This is a genomic window from Limnohabitans planktonicus II-D5, assembly GCF_001270065.2.
Classification (GTDB): Bacteria; Pseudomonadota; Gammaproteobacteria; order Burkholderiales; family Burkholderiaceae_C; genus Limnohabitans_A; species Limnohabitans_A planktonicus.
In genome coordinates this window covers 19350-36327 of sequence record NZ_LFYT02000035.1, presented here as the reverse complement: position 1 = coordinate 36327, position 16978 = coordinate 19350, and the positions used below count along the sequence as shown (strand labels likewise).

Genomic DNA, 16978 nt, shown 5'->3' with positions numbered 1-16978 from the left:
CGGCCACCTTCGTCTTTGGACAAGACATAGATCTCGCCCGTGAAGTGGGTGTGGGGCTTGATCGAACCTGGCTTGCACAGCACTTGGCCGCGCTCAACGTCTTCGCGCTTGGTGCCACGCAACAAAATACCGACGTTGTCACCAGCTTGACCTTGGTCCAGCAGCTTGCGGAACATCTCAACGCCTGTGCAAGTGGTCTTGACCGTGTCTTTGATACCGACGATTTCGATTTCTTCGCCGACTTTGACGATACCGCGCTCGATACGGCCGGTCACCACAGTGCCGCGACCGGAGATGGAGAACACGTCTTCCACGGGCATCAGGAATGCGCCGTCTACTGCGCGGTCAGGCGTAGGGATGTAAGTATCCAAAGCTTCGGCCAGCTTCATGATGGCTTGCTCGCCCAGAGGACCTTTGTCACCTTCCAGAGCCAGCTTGGCCGAACCTTGCACAATCGGTGTGTCGTCGCCTGGGAAGTCGTACTTGGACAACAACTCACGCACTTCCATCTCGACCAGTTCCAACAACTCAGCGTCATCAACCATGTCACACTTGTTCAGGAACACGATGATGTAAGGCACGCCCACCTGACGAGCCAACAAGATGTGCTCACGTGTCTGAGGCATGGGGCCATCAGCAGCAGAGCAGACCAAAATTGCGCCGTCCATCTGAGCAGCACCGGTGATCATGTTCTTCACATAGTCAGCGTGGCCGGGGCAGTCCACGTGAGCGTAGTGACGGTTTTCTGTTTCGTACTCGACGTGAGCGGTGTTGATCGTGATACCACGAGCCTTCTCTTCGGGAGCCGCATCGATCTGGTCGTACGCTTTGGCAGCACCGCCGAACTTGGCAGCCAACACAGTGGTGATGGCTGCAGTCAGGGTGGTTTTACCGTGGTCAACGTGACCGATGGTGCCCACGTTCACGTGGGGTTTGGTCCGTTCGAATTTCTCTTTTGCCATTTTTTCATCTCCGAAAAGAAGTCATCAACAACCAAGACACAGATCGCGCAATCTCAATTGCGCGCTCAGAAACTGGTGCCCTTGGCGGGAATCGGACCCGCGACCTCTCCCTTACCAAGGGAGTGCTCTACCACTGAGCCACAAGGGCAAAAAAAATCACTCAACAACCCACACGTATGAATGGAGCGGGAAACGGGAATCGAACCCGTGTCATTAGCTTGGAAGGCTAAGGTTCTACCATTGAACTACTCCCGCATCATGACGCCGCACGAGTGAATGCAACGCCAATGCTTGGAAACCTTTTCCAATTGCTCTACATCAAACGACTGAGTCGTGGTTGCTGGTGGAGGAGACTGGATTCGAACCAGTGTAGGCGTAAGCCAACAGATTTACAGTCTGCCCCCTTTAGCCACTCGGGCACCCCTCCAAAAGCAAGTCTTAGATTATGCCATCTTTTTGAAAGACTTCGCAACTTACACAATAACTTTTCACCATTCAATGGATTTTTGTCCCATTCGTACAAGAAATTGATTGGCCAGTGCGAAGTGATCACAACCTATAAATGGCGTGGGCGGTCGCCGCGCCGACAAGGGTGATGGGTGATTGGACTGCAAGATCAAATGCCTGCCGTTCAGACACAGGCCATCCATCAAGTTTTTTTTCGCCTGTGCTTGTGCACCCCACAGCATAAACACCAAGTGCTGTGTGCTTTGTGCTGCAGCCTTTACCAAGACGTCTGTCAACGACTCCCACCCCCAGTGGGCATGGCTGCCCGCTTGGCCATCCTCGACCGTCAAGCATGTATTGAGTAGCAAAACCCCCTGCTCAGCCCAACGCACCAAAGAGCCATCCGATGGCACTGGGACACCCAGGCTGTGCTGAAGCTCTTTGAAAATATTGCGCAAACTCGGCGGAACCTTCACACCCCGAGGCACTGAAAATGCCAGCCCCTCAGCCTGCCCTGGCCCGTGATATGGGTCTTGACCCAAGATCACCACCCGCACCCGCTTCAATGGCGTCAAAGTCAAGGCACGCAAAGGCTCTGGTGGATAAATGATTTTTCCTTCACCCAAGGCCTGACTCAACCGCCCAGACAGCGACACACCTGTCGGGGATGCAAAAAAATCGTTCACCCAAGGTCTCCACCCCTCATCCAAGGCTTGCACATCGGGTGGCCACTGTATCAAGCTGTGCCCTGGCAAATAGTCCTTCCCAAACGCGAAGGTTTGCTGACTTTGACCGTCAATCATCAGGTGAAGAGTTTGGCCAGAGCTTCGCCGGGCTCGCTGGCGCGCATGAAGGCCTCGCCCACCAGAAAGGCATGGACTTGGGCCTCGCGCATGCGCCGGACATCTTCCGGAGTTTGAATGCCGCTTTCTGTGACCAGCAAGCGGTCAGCGGGTACATCGGGCAACATGTCCAGGGTGGTCTGCAGGGACACCTCGAAGGTTTTCAGGTTGCGATTGTTGATGCCGACCAGGCGTGTTTTGAGCTTCAGGGCGCGTTCCAGTTCGGCTTTGTCGTGCACTTCCACCAGAACGGCCATGTCCAGACTGCGGGCCACCGCCTCCATCTCGGCCATCTGGGCATCGTCCAAGCAAGCAGCGATGAGCAAGATGGCGTCGGCGCCCATGGCCCGGGCTTCGTAGACCTGGTAGGCATCGATCATGAAATCCTTGCGCAGCACGGGCAGGTCGCAACTGGCGCGGGCTTGCTTGAGGTAATCCACACTGCCCTGAAAGAACTGCTTATCCGTCAACACCGACAGGCATGCCGCACCGAATTCAGCGTAGCTTTGGGCGATGTCGGCCGGAATGAAATCGGCCCGCAACACGCCTTTGGACGGGCTGGCCTTCTTGATTTCGGCGATCACTGCCGCTTGACCTGCGGCGATTTTGGCACGCATTGCGCCTTCGAAGTCACGGGTCAGCACGCGGCTTTCGGCATCGGCGCGCACCACGGCCAGAGATTTTTGCTTCAGGGCCGTAGCCACTTCTTCGCGTTTGACGGCAACGATTTTGTCCAGGATGTCACTCATGATTTTCTTTCTGTGCGGGCCAGGTGGCACCATTTTTTTTAAAGCGAACAAAGAAGCGGAGCATCACCCAGGCCACGAGCACAAACAAGGCTGGCATGCCCAAGCAGGTCCTGGCCCCTCGTCCCGCCACATGGCTCAAGTCGCATTCTGGCCAAAGGCCACAAACTGCGCCAGCTTGACTTTTGCCGCGCCCGACTCGATGGCGACACGCGCACGCGCCAGGCCATCGGCGATGCTGCTGGCCACATTGGCCGCATAAAGGGCCGCGCCCGCGTTGATCATGACGATGTCCCGCGCCGCGCCGGGCTCATTGTCCAGCACGCCACGCAACATGGCCATGGATTGCTCGGGTGTATCCACTTTCAGGGCCCGGTTGCTGGCCATGGTCAGGCCAAAGTCTTCCGGGTGGATTTCGTATTCGGTGATCTGGCCGTTTTTGAGCTCCCCCACCAAGGTGGCCGCGCCCAGACTGATCTCATCCATGCCGTCGCGTCCGTACACCACCAACGCATGCTCGGCCCCCAAGCGCTGCAGGGCACGGACCTGAATGCCCACCAAATCGGAGTGAAACACGCCCATCAAAATATGGGGTGCGCTGGCTGGGTTGGTCAAGGGCCCGAGGATGTTGAAAATCGTGCGTATGCCCAGTTCCTTGCGCACCGGGGCCACATTTTTCATGGCCGGATGGTGGTTGGGCGCGAACATGAAGCCAATGCCCACCTCTTCGATCGAACGCGCGATCTGCTCTGGCGACAGGTGGATGTTGCCGCCCAGGGCTTCGACCACGTCGGCGCTGCCCGATTTACTGCTGACGCTGCGCCCGCCGTGTTTGGCCGTTTTGGCCCCAGCCGCAGCGGCCACAAACATGGCGCAGGTTGAGATGTTGAACGTGTGGGCCCCGTCGCCCCCCGTGCCCACGATGTCCACCAGGTGCGAGGGGTTGGCCACATGCACTTTGGTCGAGAACTCGCGCATCACTTGGGCGGCGGCGGTGATCTCGCCAATGGTTTCCTTTTTCACGCGCAAGCCTGTGACGAGCGCGGCGGTCATGACAGGTGACAGTTCGCCATTCATGATCATGCGCATGATCTTGAGCATCTCGTCGTGAAAAATTTCGCGGTGCTCGATGGTGCGTTGCAACGCTTCCTGAGGGGTGATGGGCATGGTGGGTTTCCTCTCGGATGATGGGGTTCGTGAAAAAATTCAGTGGGACGGTGCGTCGCTCAAGGCAAGCTTCAGACCAAAACCGACAAACAACAAGCCTGTCAGCCGGTCCAGGTGGCGCATGCCGCGCTGCAGCCATTGACCCCTGCCGGCCAGCCAAGAGGCGGCCAAGGCCCAGCCCATGCACACCAGCAAACTGTTGAGATTGAACAAGCAACCCAAGAGCACGAAAGACCAGGCTGGGTCGGGGGCTTGCGCTGGGATGAATTGCGGCACAAAGGCCAGAAAAAAGAGCGCCACTTTCGGGTTCAGGGCGTTGGTGGCAAAAGCGCCAAAGAACACGGCCAGCAAACCGTTCACCTTTTTGGAGGCAAGCCCATCCACATGCTGGTCAGAGTGTCCCATCACCGACTGTTCATGAGCCATCGCGCTATCGCCACGGCTTTGGGATGTGCGCCACAACAGACGCCCTCCTATCCACAACAAGTACGCGGCACCCATCCACTTGATCAGATTGAAGGCCTCTGCCGAGGTGGCCAAAACGGCCCCCAGTCCCAAAGCAGCTGCAGCCACATGCACAAAACACCCCGCCGTGATGCCCCAGGCTGCGACCAACCCACGCCGCACGCCGCCGCGCAAGGACTGGTTGACGATGTAGAGCACATCCGGCCCGGGCGTGAGGTTGAGCAGCACTCCGGCCAAGACGAACATCAGGACTTGCTGCGCGTCAAACATGGCTTCAGTAAACGCCTGTCCGGGTGGAAGCGGGACTTGCTTGAGCGGATTCGTTTGACATGAAGCGCCTGATGCAGGTGATGGCGTGGTCGATACCCGCCGCATCCACCCCTAGGTGTGTCACAAAGCGCAAGCCGATCAAACCCGTGGCCAAAACGCCTTGGGCCTTCAGATCGTCAAGCAGCGCCGGACCTCGGCCATCGGCCACATCCACAAACACGATGTTGGTTTGCGCCGAACGCACGCTCAAACCCGGCACGCCTTGCAGGCCATGGGCCAGCCGCTGCGCCAGCGCATGGTCATCGGCCAAGCGCTCGACATGGTGGTCCAGCGCGTGCAAAGCCGCTGCCGCCAAAATGCCGGACTGGCGCAAACCACCGCCCAACACCTTGCGCCAACGCAGCGCCTTGGCAATCAGTTCACGCGAGCCGCACAAAGCCGACCCCACGGGCGCACCCAGACCCTTGCTGAAGCAAACCGACACGCTGTCGAAGTGGTCCACGATGCGGCGCACGCTGGCCATGACTGACCCACCTTCGGCTTGTGCGACAGCCGCATTGAAGAGGCGGGCACCGTCCAGATGCACGGCCAAGCCGTGCTGTCTGGCCAGACCAGAGGCTTTTGCCAAGTAGTCTTGCGACATGACGTGGCCGTTCCATGTGTTTTCCAGCGCCAGCAAGCGTGTTCGGGCAAAGTGGCAATCGATGGGTTTGATGGCTGCTGCGATGTCGGCCAGTGCCATTTCACCCGAAGCGTTTTGTGCCAACGGCTGCGGCTGTATGCTGCCCAGCACCGCCGCGCCCCCGCCTTCGTAGCGGTAGGTGTGGGCGTTTTGACCGACGATGTACTCGTCACCCCGCTCGCAATGCGCCATCAGGGCGCACAGGTTGCTTTGCGTGCCCGATGGCATGAACAGCGCCGCGTCTTTCCCGGTGATTTGCGCGATGCGCTCTTGCAAGGCGTTGACCGTGGGGTCGTCACCAAACACATCGTCGCCCAAAGGCGCAGCCAGCATGGCGTCGCGCATGGCGGCTGTGGGCTGGGTCACGGTGTCGCTGCGCAAATCGATCATGGTCGTTCCAGAAAGTTTTTGAGCATGGCGTGGCCATGCTCGGTCAGGATGGATTCGGGGTGGAACTGCACGCCTTCGATGTCCAGCTCGGTGTGCCGCACGCCCATGATCTCGCCGTCATCCGTCCAAGCCGTGACTTTCAGGCAGGGCGGGCAAGTGGCCCGCTCAATGGCCAAGGAGTGGTAGCGGTTGACGGTGAACTGCTCGGGCAAGCCCGCGAACACGCCTTCTTGCGTGGTGGTGATGACACTGGTCTTGCCGTGCATCAATTCTTGAGCCCGAACGATCTTGCCGCCAAAGGCCGCGCCAATGCTTTGGTGCCCAAGACACACGCCCAAAATGGGCAGTTGGCCTGCAAAGTGCTGGATGGCCGCCACCGAAATGCCCGCCTCGGCTGGCGAGCAAGGGCCGGGCGAAATCACCAAGCGGTCAGGCTGGCGGGCCGCAATGCCTTCGAGCGTGATTTGGTCGTTGCGAAAGACCTCGACCTCGGCCCCAAGCTCGCCAAAGTACTGCACGATGTTGAAGGTGAACGAGTCGTAGTTGTCGACCATCAGGAGTTTGATTTTTTTCACCATGTTCACTCCAAGCCTTCTTCCACCAACTCGCTGGCCCGCAACAAGGCACGCGCCTTGTGTTCGGTTTCGCGCCACTCCATCTCGGGCACCGAATCGGCTACCACGCCCGCTGCCGCTTGCACATACAGCGTCTGGTCCTTGATGACGGCGGTGCGGATCGCAATCGCCACGTCCATGTCGCCCGCAAAGCTGATGTAGCCACAAGCGCCGCCGTAGATGCCGCGCTTGACGGGTTCGAACTGGTCAATCAACTCCATGGCGTGCACCTTGGGCGCGCCTGTCAGGGTGCCCGCCGGGAAGGTGGCATTGAGCACGTCCATATTGCTCATACCTTGGTTGAGCAAGCCCTCGACGTTGCTCACGATGTGCATGACGTGGCTGTAGCGCTCGACCACAAAGGCCTCGGTCACCTTGACCGATCCGATTTGAGCGATGCGGCCAATGTCGTTGCGCGCCAAGTCAATCAGCATCACATGCTCGGCCCGCTCTTTCGGGTCGTTGATCAGTTCCAACTCAGCGGCCTTGTCCTTTTCGGGCGTCGCCCCCCGTGGGCGTGTGCCTGCCAACGGGCGGATGATGACTTTGGCGCCCTCGTCGGTTTGCTCCTGGCGCACCAAAATTTCGGGGCTGGCCCCGACAACATGAAAGTCGCCGAAGTTGTAGAAGTACATGTAGGGGCTCGGGTTGAGCGAGCGCAGCGCCCGGTACAAGGACAGCGGGCTTTCGGTGTAGCGTTTCTTGATGCGTTGCCCCACCTGCACCTGCATGAAGTCGCCACCCGCGATCAGCTCCTTGGCTTTTTCTACTGCAGCGATGTAATCGGCCTTGGCGAAGTCCCGCTCGGCCGGGTACGACTGGGTGGGTTTGACGACCGGGGCGCTCACCGAGTACTTGAGCTGCTCTTTCAGGTCACGCAGGCGTTTTTTCGCGCCCACATAAGCCTCGGGCGTGGCCGGGTCGGCATAGACGATGAGGTAGAGCTTGCCCGACAGGTTGTCGATCACGGCCAGTTCTTCGCACTGCAGCAGCAAGATGTCGGGTGTACCCAAGGTGTCGGGCGGGCAGGTTTTTTCGAGTTTCTTCTCAATGTAGCGTACCGCGTCGTAACCAAAATAGCCCGCCAGGCCGCCACAAAAACGGGGCAGGCCCGGGCGCAAGGCGACCTTGAAACGCTTTTGGTATTGCTCGATGAAATCGAGCGGGTTGCCCGTCGCGGTCTCGATGACCACGCCATCCCGCACCACTTCGGTTTTGGCATCGGCCCCGAAACCGCTGGCGCGCAGCAATGCGCGCGCGGGCAAACCGATGAAACTGTAGCGCCCAAAACGCTCGCCACCCACCACCGATTCGAGCAAAAAGCTGTATTTGCCGTTGTCCTTGGTGTGGGCCAGCTTCAGGTAAAGCGACAGGGGGGTTTCCAGGTCCGCAAAGGCCTCCAGCATGAGGGGAATGCGGTTGTAGCCTTGGCTGGCCAGGCTTTTGAATTCAAGTTCGGTGATCACAGGCTAGCGCCTCCTCAGCGCTCAGCGACCTCGCGCGAGGTGCTTTTCATTCATCCAAGTGCCCGGTCATGGTGCGCATGAAGCCGGGCGCGGGTGGCGGGCAAGCCGCACAGTCGATGGGGTCAGGCTGGCCGACGCCAGGGCCAGGCTCCCTGGCCTTCCGCAGGGGAATGGCTCGGCAGACTGGCTGCGCTGGAGTGGCTGTGGATGAGGAACATGATTTGTCGAGTGTAGCAAAGCCAAGCTGTTGGTTTTCACAGGATATACATCCTTCTGGGCCTCACATCATTGGTCGAGGGTGTACAGGCACTTTGGCAGGTCGGCCAGCGTGTCCAACCAGGCAGCCGCAGGCGTGTCTTGCACCCGCTGACCGTGGTTGTAGCCGTACGTGACCAGCACCACCGGACATCCCGCAGCGTGGGCGGCCTGCGCATCGTTGCTGGAATCCCCTACCATCAAGGTGCGTGCGGCGTTGGTACCCAGCGCCTCACAGGTTTTGAGCAAGGGCAGGGGATCGGGTTTTTTGCGCTCGAAACTGTCGCCACCAAACACGGGGCCAAAGAAGTGTGTCAGTGACTTCTCTTTCAGCAAGGCCTTTGCAAAGGCCAAAGGCTTGTTGGTCAGGCAGGCCATGGGCATGCCCTGCGCGGCCAAAGCCTCCAGCGCATCCAAGGCACCAGGGTAAACATCGGCAAACTGGCCATTGATGTCCAGATAGTGGTGCTGGTAACGCTGCCATGCGCGGCCGAACAGGGCGTCCACCGACAGGGCCGGGCAAGCCTGGCCCACACCTTTGACTTCGGGCCGGTTGATTTGATGCGCCAGCAAGGTGCGTATCAGGTGCTCAGAGCCTTTGCCAATGGTTTGCTCGATGAGCGCGTCCGACACCGGCGGCAAGTCCAGATCGACCATGGTGCGGTGCAAGGCCACCTGAAAATCACCCAAGGTGTGCACCAAGGTGCCGTCCAGGTCAAAAATGACCGCGTCAATCTGCGTCAGTTCCTGCATATGCGCTGACCTCGCTTCAGGACAAAGCCACACGCATTTGGTCGATCACGGCTTTGTAATTGGGTTTGCCAAAAATGGCACTGCCGGCCACAAAGGTGTCGGCCCCGGCATCGGCCACGCGGCGGATGTTGTCGGCCTTGATGCCCCCGTCCACTTCCAGGCGAATGTCGCGGCCACTGCGCTCGATCCATTGGCGTGCCAGCTCGACCTTGCGCAAGGCCGAATCGATGAAGCTTTGGCCCCCAAAGCCGGGGTTGACACTCATGATCAGGATCAGGTCGATCTCGTCGATGGTCCACTCCAGCACATCCAGGGGTTCAGCCGGGTTGAACACCAGCCCGGCCTTGACACCCTTGCCCTTGATGGCCTGGATGCTGCGGTGCACATGGGCGCTGGCATCGGGATGAAAGCTGATGAGGTCGGCACCAGCCTCGGCAAATGATGCAGCCAATGCATCGACGGGCGAAATCATCAAATGCACATCGATCGGCACGGCCACACCGGATGCCGTTTTGGCATGCGGCTTGAGGGCTTGGCAAATCATGGGGCCGAAGGTGAGGTTGGGCACGTAATGGTTGTCCATCACGTCAAAGTGGATCCAATCGGCACCAGCGTCGATGACGCTTTTGACTTCCTCGCCCAAACGGGCGAAATCAGCCGAGAGGATGGAAGGGGCAATGCGGTAGGTCGTCGTCATCCTTGAATTGTCGCAGTTAACATGCGCACATGTCCGCCTACACCGTTCAAATTGATGTACTGCCCCACTATGTTGCAGACCAGAGCAATCCTCTTCAGGATGTTTTCGCTTTCGCCTACACCGTCACGGTCACCAACACGGGCCGGGTGCCTGTGCAGTTGATTTCTCGCCATTGGGTCATTCAGGACGAGCGCGGTCACAGCGAGGAAGTCAAAGGCCTGGGCGTGGTTGGCCAACAGCCTTTGCTGCGTCCTGGCGAATCCTTCCAGTACACCAGCGGCTGCCGACTGCGCGCTCCCAGCGGCACCATGCACGGCAGCTACTTTTTTGTGGCCGAAGATGGGCACCGATTCGATGCCCCGATTGGAACCTTTGTTCTGGAGTCTTCGTCCGCTGGCTTTTCAGGCCGCACACTCCACTGAGCATTGATTGACCCCTTGCAGTTAAGCTCGCACCATGGGTGAATTTGACCTCATTGAACGTTTCTTCAAACGCCCCGCTCAGCGTGCGGATGTGGGCATTGGAGATGATTGCGCCGTGTGGACGCCCCGCTCCGGGCATCAACTGGCTTTCTCTGCCGACATGCTCGTCGAGGGTCGTCACTTTCTGTCCACCGTCAATCCGAAATTCCTGGGTCACAAATCCCTGGCCGTGAATTTGAGTGACCTTGCTGCTTGCGGTGCCACGCCTCAAGCCTTTTTGTTGTCACTGTCTTTGCCTCGCGCAGATGAAGCCTGGCTGTCTGGTTTCTCAGAAGGCTTGTTTCAGTTGTCAGAGCTGCATGGCTGTGAACTGATCGGCGGTGACACGACACAAGGCCCTTTGAACATTGCGATCACCGTCATGGGCGACACACCTCAAGGGCAAAGCATTTTACGCAGGGGCGCGCAGGCGGGCGATGACCTCTATGTCAGCGGTCACTTGGGTGATGCACGCTTGGCACTGGAAGCATTTCAGGGCAATGTGAGCTTGCCTCAAGCTGTGTTTGACAGTGCCAGACGCCGCATGGAGTGCCCCACACCCCGTGTTGCTTTGGGGCAAGCCCTTCGCGGCATTGCCAACGCCATGGCGGACATCAGCGATGGCTTGCTGGGTGATTTGGGGCACATTCTCAAAGCCAGCCAAGTGGGGGCCGAGATTGACACCTCTGCCGTGATCCCACTGATGCAAACCGGAACGCTTTGGTCCTGCCCTCATGATTTAGCCCTGACCTGTGTTCTGTCGGGTGGTGATGATTATGAATTGGTGTTCTGCGCTTCACCCCTGGCCGCTTCGCAAGTACAACTTGCAGCCAAATCCTCCGGAACCCCTGTGACGCGCATTGGACGGGTGACCGATTCTCAGCGTTTGGTCTTGTTGGGTGTTGGTGGCTTGCCGATCACCACCTCATTTCAATCATTTGACCACTTTGCTTGAAGATGAACTTCTCCAAAGACAAGCTTCAACACCTTCCACTGATCAAGCCCACAGCGTCATTCATGCTGTCTCACCCTGCACACATGATTGCTTTGGGCTTTGGTTCTGGTCTTGCACCCAAAGCACCTGGGACGATCGGCAGCTTATGGGGATGGGCATCATGGCTGCTGATTCAACAGCATCTGGCCATGCCTGCACAAGCCATACTTATCTTTACCGGTCTTCTCCTGGGTTGGTGGGCATGCACTGTGACTGCGCACCACATGGGCGTCAGTGATCCTGGATCCATTGTCTGGGATGAAGTAGTCGCCATGTGGTTGATTTTTTGTTTGCTCATGCCCAGCAGCTTCTTGGGGCAACTGGCTGCATTCGCATTGTTTCGTTTTTTTGATGCAGTCAAACCAGGCCCTGTTGCATGGGCAGATCAACTTTTCAAAGGATTCGGTTGGAAAGGTGGCTTTGGCATCATCTTTGATGATCTTGTAGCTGCTTTTTGCACACTTCTGACCATCGCACTTTGGAGGTCTTTTTGAATCAATTCGTCACCCAACATTTGGCAGAGCGACTCATTCAATTGCGATGGATGCTGTCCACCGCCGAGAGCTGCACGGGCGGCATGATTGCCAGCAGATGCACCGACCTGGCAGGCTCCAGTGCTTGGTTTGAACGGGGCTTTGTGACTTATTCAAACCTCTCCAAGTCGAACATGCTCGGTGTTCCTGAAGAGATGATTGCGCACCATGGAGCAGTGAGTGAGCCTGTGGCCAAGGCTATGGCCCTGGGGGCCGTTTACCGTTCAACAGCTTTAGTCTCTGTTGCTGTCACGGGTGTTGCCGGACCAAGCGGCGGAAGCCCAGAAAAGCCTGTCGGTTCGGTTTGGCTGGCGTGGTGCATTGACGGGTGTGTGCACACTGAGCTTCGGCAATTTTCTGGAGACCGTTGGCAAATCAGGGTCGCCACCACAGAATGCGCCCTAGAAGGCTTATTCAAACGCCTGCCTAGTTGATTCAAACAGTTCCTGAAAAGAAAAAACCCTCCGAAGAGGGTTTTTTTAATTTTTCAAATGAATTTGAAAATTGGTTGCGGGGGCCGGATTTGAACCAACGACCTTTGGGTTATGAGCCCAACGAGCTACCAGACTGCTCCACCCCGCGGTATCTTCGAATTATACCTTACTCTGCAGCTGTTTCAGCAGAAGAATCAGCGCGATCTACCAATTCAACCAAGGCCATTGGTGCATTGTCACCCACGCGGTAACCCATTTTCAGGATACGTGTGTAACCACCAGGACGCTTGGCGAAACGTGGACCCAGATCAGCAAACAATTTAACAACGTTGTCACGGTCACGCAGGCGGTTGAACGCCAGGCGCTTGTTTGACAAATTGTCTTCTTTAGCCAAAGTGATCATCGGCTCAATGACGCGACGCAACTCTTTGGCTTTGGGCAATGTGGTTTTGATGACTTCGTGCTCGATGAGCGAGTTCATCATGTTGCGCAACATAGCGAGGCGGTGCTCGCTGGTGCGGTTCAATTTACGGAGACCGTGTCCGTGACGCATGGTGCTTACCTTTCTTTATTAAACAGGCAGCCGTATCAGGTACTGCCCGTGCACACCCCGGAAATTTCCGGGAACTTTCAATTATCGCTTTTCCAGACCCGCTGGTGGCCAGGCTTCGAGCTTCATGCCCAAAGTCAAACCACGCGATGCCAAAACTTCCTTGATTTCGTTGAGTGACTTGCGACCCAGGTTAGGGGTCTTGAGCAATTCATTCTCGGTACGTTGAATCAAGTCGCCGATGTAATAAATGTTTTCTGCTTTGAGGCAGTTGGCCGAACGAACGGTGAGTTCAAGTTCGTCCACAGGGCGCAACAGAATCGGGTCAAAACTGCCGGCACCACCGCGCTGAGCAGGCTCGTTGAATGCAGACAACTCACTGCCTTCAAGTTGCGCAAACACCGCCAATTGTTCGACCAAAATCTTGGCCGAAGAACGAACAGCATCTTCAGCGCTGATCGCACCGTTGGTTTCAATTTCAATGACCAACTTGTCCAGATCAGTGCGCTGCTCAACGCGAGCGCTTTCAACGGTATAGCTCACGCGCTTGACAGGCGAAAACGACGCATCCAAAACGATACGACCCAAAGCCTTCGTAGGCTCATCGGCAAATCTACGCATGCTTCCTGGCACATAACCACGGCCTTTTTCGACCTTGATTTGCATGTCCAATTTACCACCGTGTGACAGATTGGCAATGACGTGCTCAGGGTTGATGATTTCTACATCATGGGGTGTCTGGATGTCCGCAGCAGTGACGGCACCTTCGCCGTCCTTGCGCAAACTCAAGGTCACTTCGTCACGGTTGTGAAGTTTGAACACGACACCCTTGAGGTTCAACAAAATGTTGACCACATCTTCCTGGACGCCATCAATGGATGAGTATTCGTGCACCACTCCGGCGATGGTGACCTCAGTGGCGGAGTAACCCACCATGGAGGACAACAAAACGCGGCGCAGCGCGTTGCCGAGTGTGTGACCATAACCACGTTCGAATGGCTCCAGCGTGACTTTTGCACGGTTGGCGGCCAATTGTTCGACTTGGATGGCTTTGGGTTTCAACAAATTGGTTTGCATTCAGACTTCCTCTCAATACCCCCGGTCCGTTACACCGGTAAGGCTGATGAAGCACCCGGTGCAACCTTGTGAGGATGCCCGGGAACGATTGAAACGACTCAGAATTAACGCGAGTACAGTTCGACGATCAACGATTCGTTGATGTCTGCAGCGAATTCATCGCGATCAGGAACCTTCTTGAAGGTGCCTTCTGCCTTGTCGGCGTTGACTTCAACCCAAGCAGGCATGCCCACTTGCAAAGCCAATTGCAAAGCTTCAACCACACGGTTTTGCTTTTTGGACTTTTCGCGAACAGCGATCACATCACCGGCCTTGACCAAGTACGAAGGGATGTTCACGGATTGACCGTTCACGATGATGGCTTTGTGCGACACCATCTGACGTGCTTCAGCACGTGTGGAGCCGAAACCCATGCGGTACACGACGTTGTCGAGGCGGCACTCCAACAAGCCCAACAAGTTGGAACCCGTATTGCCCTTGCGGCGGTCTGCTTCTGCGAAGTAGCGGCGGAACTGCTTCTCCAAAATGCCATACATCCGCTTGACTTTTTGCTTTTCACGCAATTGCAGACCGTAGTCGGAGGTACGTTGACCAGAAGTGCGGCCATGTTGGCCTGGCTTGGAGTCGAATTTTGATTTGTCCGCGATCGAACGGCGTGCGCTCTTGAGGAACAGATCGGTGCCTTCACGGCGTGAAAGTTTGGCCTTGGGGCCGAGGTAGCGTGCCACTTGATTTTCCTTTTATGCAACTACCGCATCAAAAAATGCGGGAGCCAGGCGATGCAAGCATGGCCTGGCGGTGGGCTTGGTTTGAGATTAGATACGGCGACGCTTTTGAGGGCGGCAGCCGTTGTGGGGAACAGGGGTCACGTCGGCGATCGAAGTGATGCGGATACCCAATGCACCCAGTGCACGCACCGAAGACTCACGACCTGGGCCTGGGCCTTTGATCTCGACGTCAAGGTTTTTGATGCCTTGTTCTTGGGCCGCGCGACCTGCAACTTCAGAAGCAACCTGAGCTGCAAAAGGTGTCGATTTGCGCGATCCCTTGAAGCCTTGGCCACCGGAAGAAGCCCAAGACAATGCATTGCCTTGGCGATCAGTGATGGTGATGATGGTGTTGTTAAACGACGCGTGAACGTGAGCAATACCGTCAGCAATGTTCTTGCGAACTTTCTTACGGACACGTTGGGCGGCGCTGTTTGATTGTGCTTTAGCCATATTGGTCTCTTAATCCTGCTTATTTCTTCAGAGCCGCTGCACCTTTGCGCGGACCCTTGCGAGTGCGAGCATTGGTCCTTGTACGCTGACCGCGCATGGGCAATCCACGACGGTGACGGAATCCACGATAGCAACCGATGTCCATCAAACGCTTGATGTTCATGGTGGTCTCACGACGCAGATCACCTTCAATGGTGAAAGCAGCGATTTGGTCGCGGATTTTTTCCAGGTCGCCATCCGTCAGATCCTTGATCTTTTTGGAGTAAGCGATGCCACAAGATTCACAAATCTTGCGAGCGCGGGTGCGGCCAATTCCGAAAATGGCTGTCAAGCCAATTTCAGCATGTTTGTGTGGCGGAATGTTGATGCCAGCGATACGTGCCATTTTCGTCCTCTAAAACTAGTTCAATCAGCCTTGACGCTGCTTGTGGCGTGGATCAGTACAGATCACACGAACAACGCCTTTACGGCGAATGATCTTGCAGTTACGGCAAATTTTTTTTACCGAAGCAGAAACTCTCATGGTTCTCTCCTAAAACTCTTCGTTAACTTGGCTTTGGGCCAGGTTTAAATGGTTGCTCCGCAAGCGGCGCAGAAAATCAATGTCAAATCAGTCAAGACTTGAAGCTCGCTTTCTTCAAAAGCGATTCGTATTGTTGTGACATCAAATAATTTTGGACCTGAGCCATGAAATCCATGGTCACAACCACGATGATCAGCAAGGATGTTCCGCCAAAGTAAAACGGAACATTGTATTTCAGAATCAAAAATTCAGGCAACAAACATACGAAAGTGATGTAAGCAGCACCCACGGCCGTCAATCGCAGCAAGATCTTGTCGATGTACCGAGCGGTTTGATCCCCTGGACGGATACCAGGAATGAATGCGCCACTTTTCTTCAAGTTATCTGCAGTTTCACGGCTATTGAATACCAAAGCGGTGTAGAAGAAGCAGAAGAAAATGATCGCTGCTGCGTACAACATCACATAGATCGGTTGACCTGGTGACAATGTGCCTGCTACATCTTTGAAGAAGCGGATAACCACACTGTTGGAATCACCGGAACTGAACCAATTGATGACTGTCGCGGGCAACAAAATGATTGAAGAAGCAAAAATGGGAGGAATCACACCTGCCATGTTCAATTTCAATGGCAGATGAGAAGACTGGCCCCCATAAACCTTGTTACCGACTTGACGACGCGCGTAATTGACCAAGATCTTGCGCTGACCGCGTTCAACGAACACAACAAAGTACGTGACCAGAACCACCACGACAATGATCAACATTGATATCAGGGGATTCATTGCACCTGTTCTAACCAATTCAAACAAGCCACCCATAGCGCTTGGCAAACCCGCAGCGATACCTGCAAAGATGAGTATGGAAATACCATTACCCAATCCTCGCTCAGTGATCTGCTCACCCAACCACATCAAGAACATCGTCCCAGCCGTCAAACTGACGACTGCTGTCATGCGAAAACCCATTCCTGGATTGATCACCAAACCCGCCGAAGCTTCCAACGCAACTGCAATACCCAAAGACTGGAACACTGCTAGACCCAGAGCACCAAATCGTGTGTACTGTGTGATTTTGCGACGACCGGCCTCGCCCTCTTTTTTCAATTGCTCGAAAGAAGGCAGTACATAGGTCAACAACTGCATCACGATGGAAGCAGAAATGTAGGGCATGATGCCCAGCGCAAAAACAGTGAATCTTGATAAGGCACCACCTGAGAACATGTTGAACATGTCCAGAATGCCGCCTTGCTGACCATTGAACAACTGCTTGAGCTGATCAGGGTCAATTCCTGGCACAGGAATGTGTGCGCCTGCACGGTAAACCACCAGCGCGAGCAGCAAGAATACAAGCCGGCGACGCAAGTCACCGAACTTGCCTGTCTTGGCGATCTGATTAGCGTTGGTGGCCACAGTGAGTCTCGCTATTCAA

Annotated in this window: 21 protein-coding genes and 4 tRNA genes; 4 read left to right on the top strand and 21 right to left on the bottom strand. The window is 56.1% G+C overall.

The window, feature by feature from the left end:
- The 13 genes from tuf to rpe form a co-directional block, all read right to left on the bottom strand.
- The coding region (tuf, locus tag H663_RS38860) for an elongation factor Tu (protein ID WP_116695931.1) at positions 1-962 on the bottom strand (962 nt) is incomplete at its 3' end.
- 73 nt (positions 963-1035) lie between these two features.
- A tRNA-Thr gene (locus H663_RS38855) sits at positions 1036-1110 on the bottom strand.
- Between the two features lie 33 nt (positions 1111-1143).
- A tRNA-Gly gene (locus H663_RS38850) sits at positions 1144-1217 on the bottom strand.
- 86 nt (positions 1218-1303) lie between these two features.
- A tRNA-Tyr gene (locus H663_RS38845) sits at positions 1304-1389 on the bottom strand.
- Between the two features lie 61 nt (positions 1390-1450).
- Positions 1451-2212: a uracil-DNA glycosylase gene (locus H663_RS38840; RefSeq protein ID WP_053172488.1), complete on the bottom strand. Its 762-nt coding sequence runs from the start codon at positions 2210-2212 to the stop codon at positions 1451-1453.
- Entirely contained in the window at positions 2212-3000 is a 789-nt protein-coding gene (gene trpC, locus H663_RS38835) for an indole-3-glycerol phosphate synthase TrpC (protein ID WP_053172490.1), read from the bottom strand. The genes H663_RS38840 and trpC overlap by 1 nt, the downstream gene beginning before the upstream one ends.
- A gap of 135 nt (positions 3001-3135) precedes the next feature.
- Positions 3136-4164 carry an anthranilate phosphoribosyltransferase gene (trpD, locus tag H663_RS38830; protein WP_053172492.1) on the bottom strand — a complete coding sequence of 343 codons (1029 nt, stop codon included), beginning with the start codon at positions 4162-4164 and terminating at the stop codon, positions 3136-3138.
- Positions 4165-4203: 39 nt separating this feature from the next.
- A complete protein-coding gene (locus tag H663_RS38825) occupies positions 4204-4899 on the bottom strand; it encodes a LysE family translocator (RefSeq protein ID WP_053172494.1) in 696 nt (231 codons plus the stop codon).
- A gap of 4 nt (positions 4900-4903) precedes the next feature.
- Positions 4904-5971 (bottom strand): low-specificity L-threonine aldolase, encoded by a 1068-nt coding sequence (gene ltaE, locus H663_RS38820; protein WP_053172496.1) that lies wholly within the window; start codon positions 5969-5971, stop codon positions 4904-4906.
- Positions 5968-6549 (bottom strand): anthranilate synthase component II, encoded by a 582-nt coding sequence (locus H663_RS38815; RefSeq protein ID WP_205872752.1) that lies wholly within the window; start codon positions 6547-6549, stop codon positions 5968-5970. The genes ltaE and H663_RS38815 overlap by 4 nt, the downstream gene beginning before the upstream one ends.
- Positions 6550-6551: 2 nt before the next feature.
- Positions 6552-8051: an anthranilate synthase component I gene (trpE, locus tag H663_RS38810; protein ID WP_053172500.1), complete on the bottom strand. Its 1500-nt coding sequence runs from the start codon at positions 8049-8051 to the stop codon at positions 6552-6554.
- Between the two features lie 285 nt (positions 8052-8336).
- Positions 8337-9059 (bottom strand): phosphoglycolate phosphatase, encoded by a 723-nt coding sequence (gene gph / locus H663_RS38805; protein WP_053172502.1) that lies wholly within the window; start codon positions 9057-9059, stop codon positions 8337-8339.
- A 16-nt stretch (positions 9060-9075) separates the two neighbouring features.
- Positions 9076-9756 (bottom strand): ribulose-phosphate 3-epimerase, encoded by a 681-nt coding sequence (gene rpe / locus H663_RS38800; protein WP_053172504.1) that lies wholly within the window; start codon positions 9754-9756, stop codon positions 9076-9078.
- 29 nt (positions 9757-9785) lie between these two features.
- On the opposite strand from rpe, the gene apaG reads away from it, so the two are divergent.
- Genes apaG through H663_RS38780 form a run of 4 tightly spaced genes read left to right on the top strand, consistent with a single transcriptional unit; the run spans position 9786 to position 12178 of the window.
- Positions 9786-10178 carry a Co2+/Mg2+ efflux protein ApaG gene (gene apaG, locus H663_RS38795; protein ID WP_053172507.1) on the top strand — a complete coding sequence of 131 codons (393 nt, stop codon included), beginning with the start codon at positions 9786-9788 and terminating at the stop codon, positions 10176-10178.
- 34 nt (positions 10179-10212) lie between these two features.
- Positions 10213-11172, top strand: coding sequence for a thiamine-phosphate kinase (gene thiL / locus H663_RS38790; RefSeq protein WP_053172508.1), 960 nt, complete (start codon positions 10213-10215; stop codon positions 11170-11172).
- Positions 11173-11174: 2 nt separating this feature from the next.
- The gene (locus tag H663_RS38785; protein ID WP_053172511.1) at positions 11175-11705 is read left to right on the top strand and encodes a phosphatidylglycerophosphatase A family protein; all 531 of its coding nucleotides are present in this window, start codon (positions 11175-11177) and stop codon (positions 11703-11705) included.
- Positions 11702-12178, top strand: a complete 477-nt coding sequence (locus H663_RS38780) for a CinA family protein (protein WP_420844066.1) — start codon at positions 11702-11704, stop codon at positions 12176-12178. The genes H663_RS38785 and H663_RS38780 overlap by 4 nt, the downstream gene beginning before the upstream one ends.
- A gap of 71 nt (positions 12179-12249) precedes the next feature.
- On the opposite strand, the gene H663_RS38775 is transcribed toward H663_RS38780, so the two are convergent.
- The 8 genes from H663_RS38775 to secY all read right to left on the bottom strand — a co-directional run bounded on the left by H663_RS38775 (position 12250) and on the right by secY (position 16959).
- A tRNA-Met gene (locus tag H663_RS38775) sits at positions 12250-12326 on the bottom strand.
- Between the two features lie 18 nt (positions 12327-12344).
- A complete protein-coding gene (gene rplQ / locus H663_RS38770) occupies positions 12345-12731 on the bottom strand; it encodes a 50S ribosomal protein L17 (RefSeq protein WP_053172513.1) in 387 nt (128 codons plus the stop codon).
- Positions 12732-12812: 81 nt separating this feature from the next.
- Positions 12813-13805: a DNA-directed RNA polymerase subunit alpha gene (locus tag H663_RS38765; protein WP_053172515.1), complete on the bottom strand. Its 993-nt coding sequence runs from the start codon at positions 13803-13805 to the stop codon at positions 12813-12815.
- Positions 13806-13909: 104 nt separating this feature from the next.
- Positions 13910-14533: a 30S ribosomal protein S4 gene (gene rpsD / locus H663_RS38760; RefSeq protein WP_053172517.1), complete on the bottom strand. Its 624-nt coding sequence runs from the start codon at positions 14531-14533 to the stop codon at positions 13910-13912.
- An 87-nt stretch (positions 14534-14620) separates the two neighbouring features.
- Positions 14621-15025: a 30S ribosomal protein S11 gene (gene rpsK, locus H663_RS38755; protein WP_019427456.1), complete on the bottom strand. Its 405-nt coding sequence runs from the start codon at positions 15023-15025 to the stop codon at positions 14621-14623.
- A 19-nt stretch (positions 15026-15044) separates the two neighbouring features.
- The gene (gene rpsM, locus H663_RS38750; protein WP_053172519.1) at positions 15045-15410 is read right to left on the bottom strand and encodes a 30S ribosomal protein S13; all 366 of its coding nucleotides are present in this window, start codon (positions 15408-15410) and stop codon (positions 15045-15047) included.
- A gap of 24 nt (positions 15411-15434) precedes the next feature.
- Entirely contained in the window at positions 15435-15548 is a 114-nt protein-coding gene (gene rpmJ / locus H663_RS38745; protein WP_011481465.1) for a 50S ribosomal protein L36, read from the bottom strand.
- A 91-nt stretch (positions 15549-15639) separates the two neighbouring features.
- Positions 15640-16959 carry a preprotein translocase subunit SecY gene (secY, locus tag H663_RS38740; RefSeq protein ID WP_053172521.1) on the bottom strand — a complete coding sequence of 440 codons (1320 nt, stop codon included), beginning with the start codon at positions 16957-16959 and terminating at the stop codon, positions 15640-15642.
- Positions 16960-16978 lie beyond the last annotated feature (19 nt).

What these genes read in the sequence shown, in the direction of transcription:
- rpsK (WP_019427456.1), bottom strand. Translation starts at nt 15,025, where the DNA reads ATGGCTAAAGCACAATCAAACAGCGCCGCCCAACGTGTCCGTAAGAAA.
- rpe (WP_053172504.1), bottom strand. Translation starts at nt 9,756, where the DNA reads ATGACGACGACCTACCGCATTGCCCCTTCCATCCTCTCGGCTGATTTC.
- H663_RS38840 (WP_053172488.1), bottom strand. Translation starts at nt 2,212, where the DNA reads ATGATTGACGGTCAAAGTCAGCAAACCTTCGCGTTTGGGAAGGACTAT.
- apaG (WP_053172507.1), top strand. Translation starts at nt 9,786, where the DNA reads ATGTCCGCCTACACCGTTCAAATTGATGTACTGCCCCACTATGTTGCA.
- rpmJ (WP_011481465.1), bottom strand. Translation starts at nt 15,548, where the DNA reads ATGAGAGTTTCTGCTTCGGTAAAAAAAATTTGCCGTAACTGCAAGATC.
- H663_RS38765 (WP_053172515.1), bottom strand. Translation starts at nt 13,805, where the DNA reads ATGCAAACCAATTTGTTGAAACCCAAAGCCATCCAAGTCGAACAATTG.
- H663_RS38825 (WP_053172494.1), bottom strand. Translation starts at nt 4,899, where the DNA reads ATGTTTGACGCGCAGCAAGTCCTGATGTTCGTCTTGGCCGGAGTGCTG.
- H663_RS38815 (WP_205872752.1), bottom strand. Translation starts at nt 6,549, where the DNA reads ATGGTGAAAAAAATCAAACTCCTGATGGTCGACAACTACGACTCGTTC.
- thiL (WP_053172508.1), top strand. Translation starts at nt 10,213, where the DNA reads ATGGGTGAATTTGACCTCATTGAACGTTTCTTCAAACGCCCCGCTCAG.
- trpC (WP_053172490.1), bottom strand. Translation starts at nt 3,000, where the DNA reads ATGAGTGACATCCTGGACAAAATCGTTGCCGTCAAACGCGAAGAAGTG.
- rplQ (WP_053172513.1), bottom strand. Translation starts at nt 12,731, where the DNA reads ATGCGTCACGGACACGGTCTCCGTAAATTGAACCGCACCAGCGAGCAC.
- rpsM (WP_053172519.1), bottom strand. Translation starts at nt 15,410, where the DNA reads ATGGCACGTATCGCTGGCATCAACATTCCGCCACACAAACATGCTGAA.
- gph (WP_053172502.1), bottom strand. Translation starts at nt 9,059, where the DNA reads ATGCAGGAACTGACGCAGATTGACGCGGTCATTTTTGACCTGGACGGC.
- ltaE (WP_053172496.1), bottom strand. Translation starts at nt 5,971, where the DNA reads ATGATCGATTTGCGCAGCGACACCGTGACCCAGCCCACAGCCGCCATG.
- trpD (WP_053172492.1), bottom strand. Translation starts at nt 4,164, where the DNA reads ATGCCCATCACCCCTCAGGAAGCGTTGCAACGCACCATCGAGCACCGC.
- H663_RS38785 (WP_053172511.1), top strand. Translation starts at nt 11,175, where the DNA reads ATGAACTTCTCCAAAGACAAGCTTCAACACCTTCCACTGATCAAGCCC.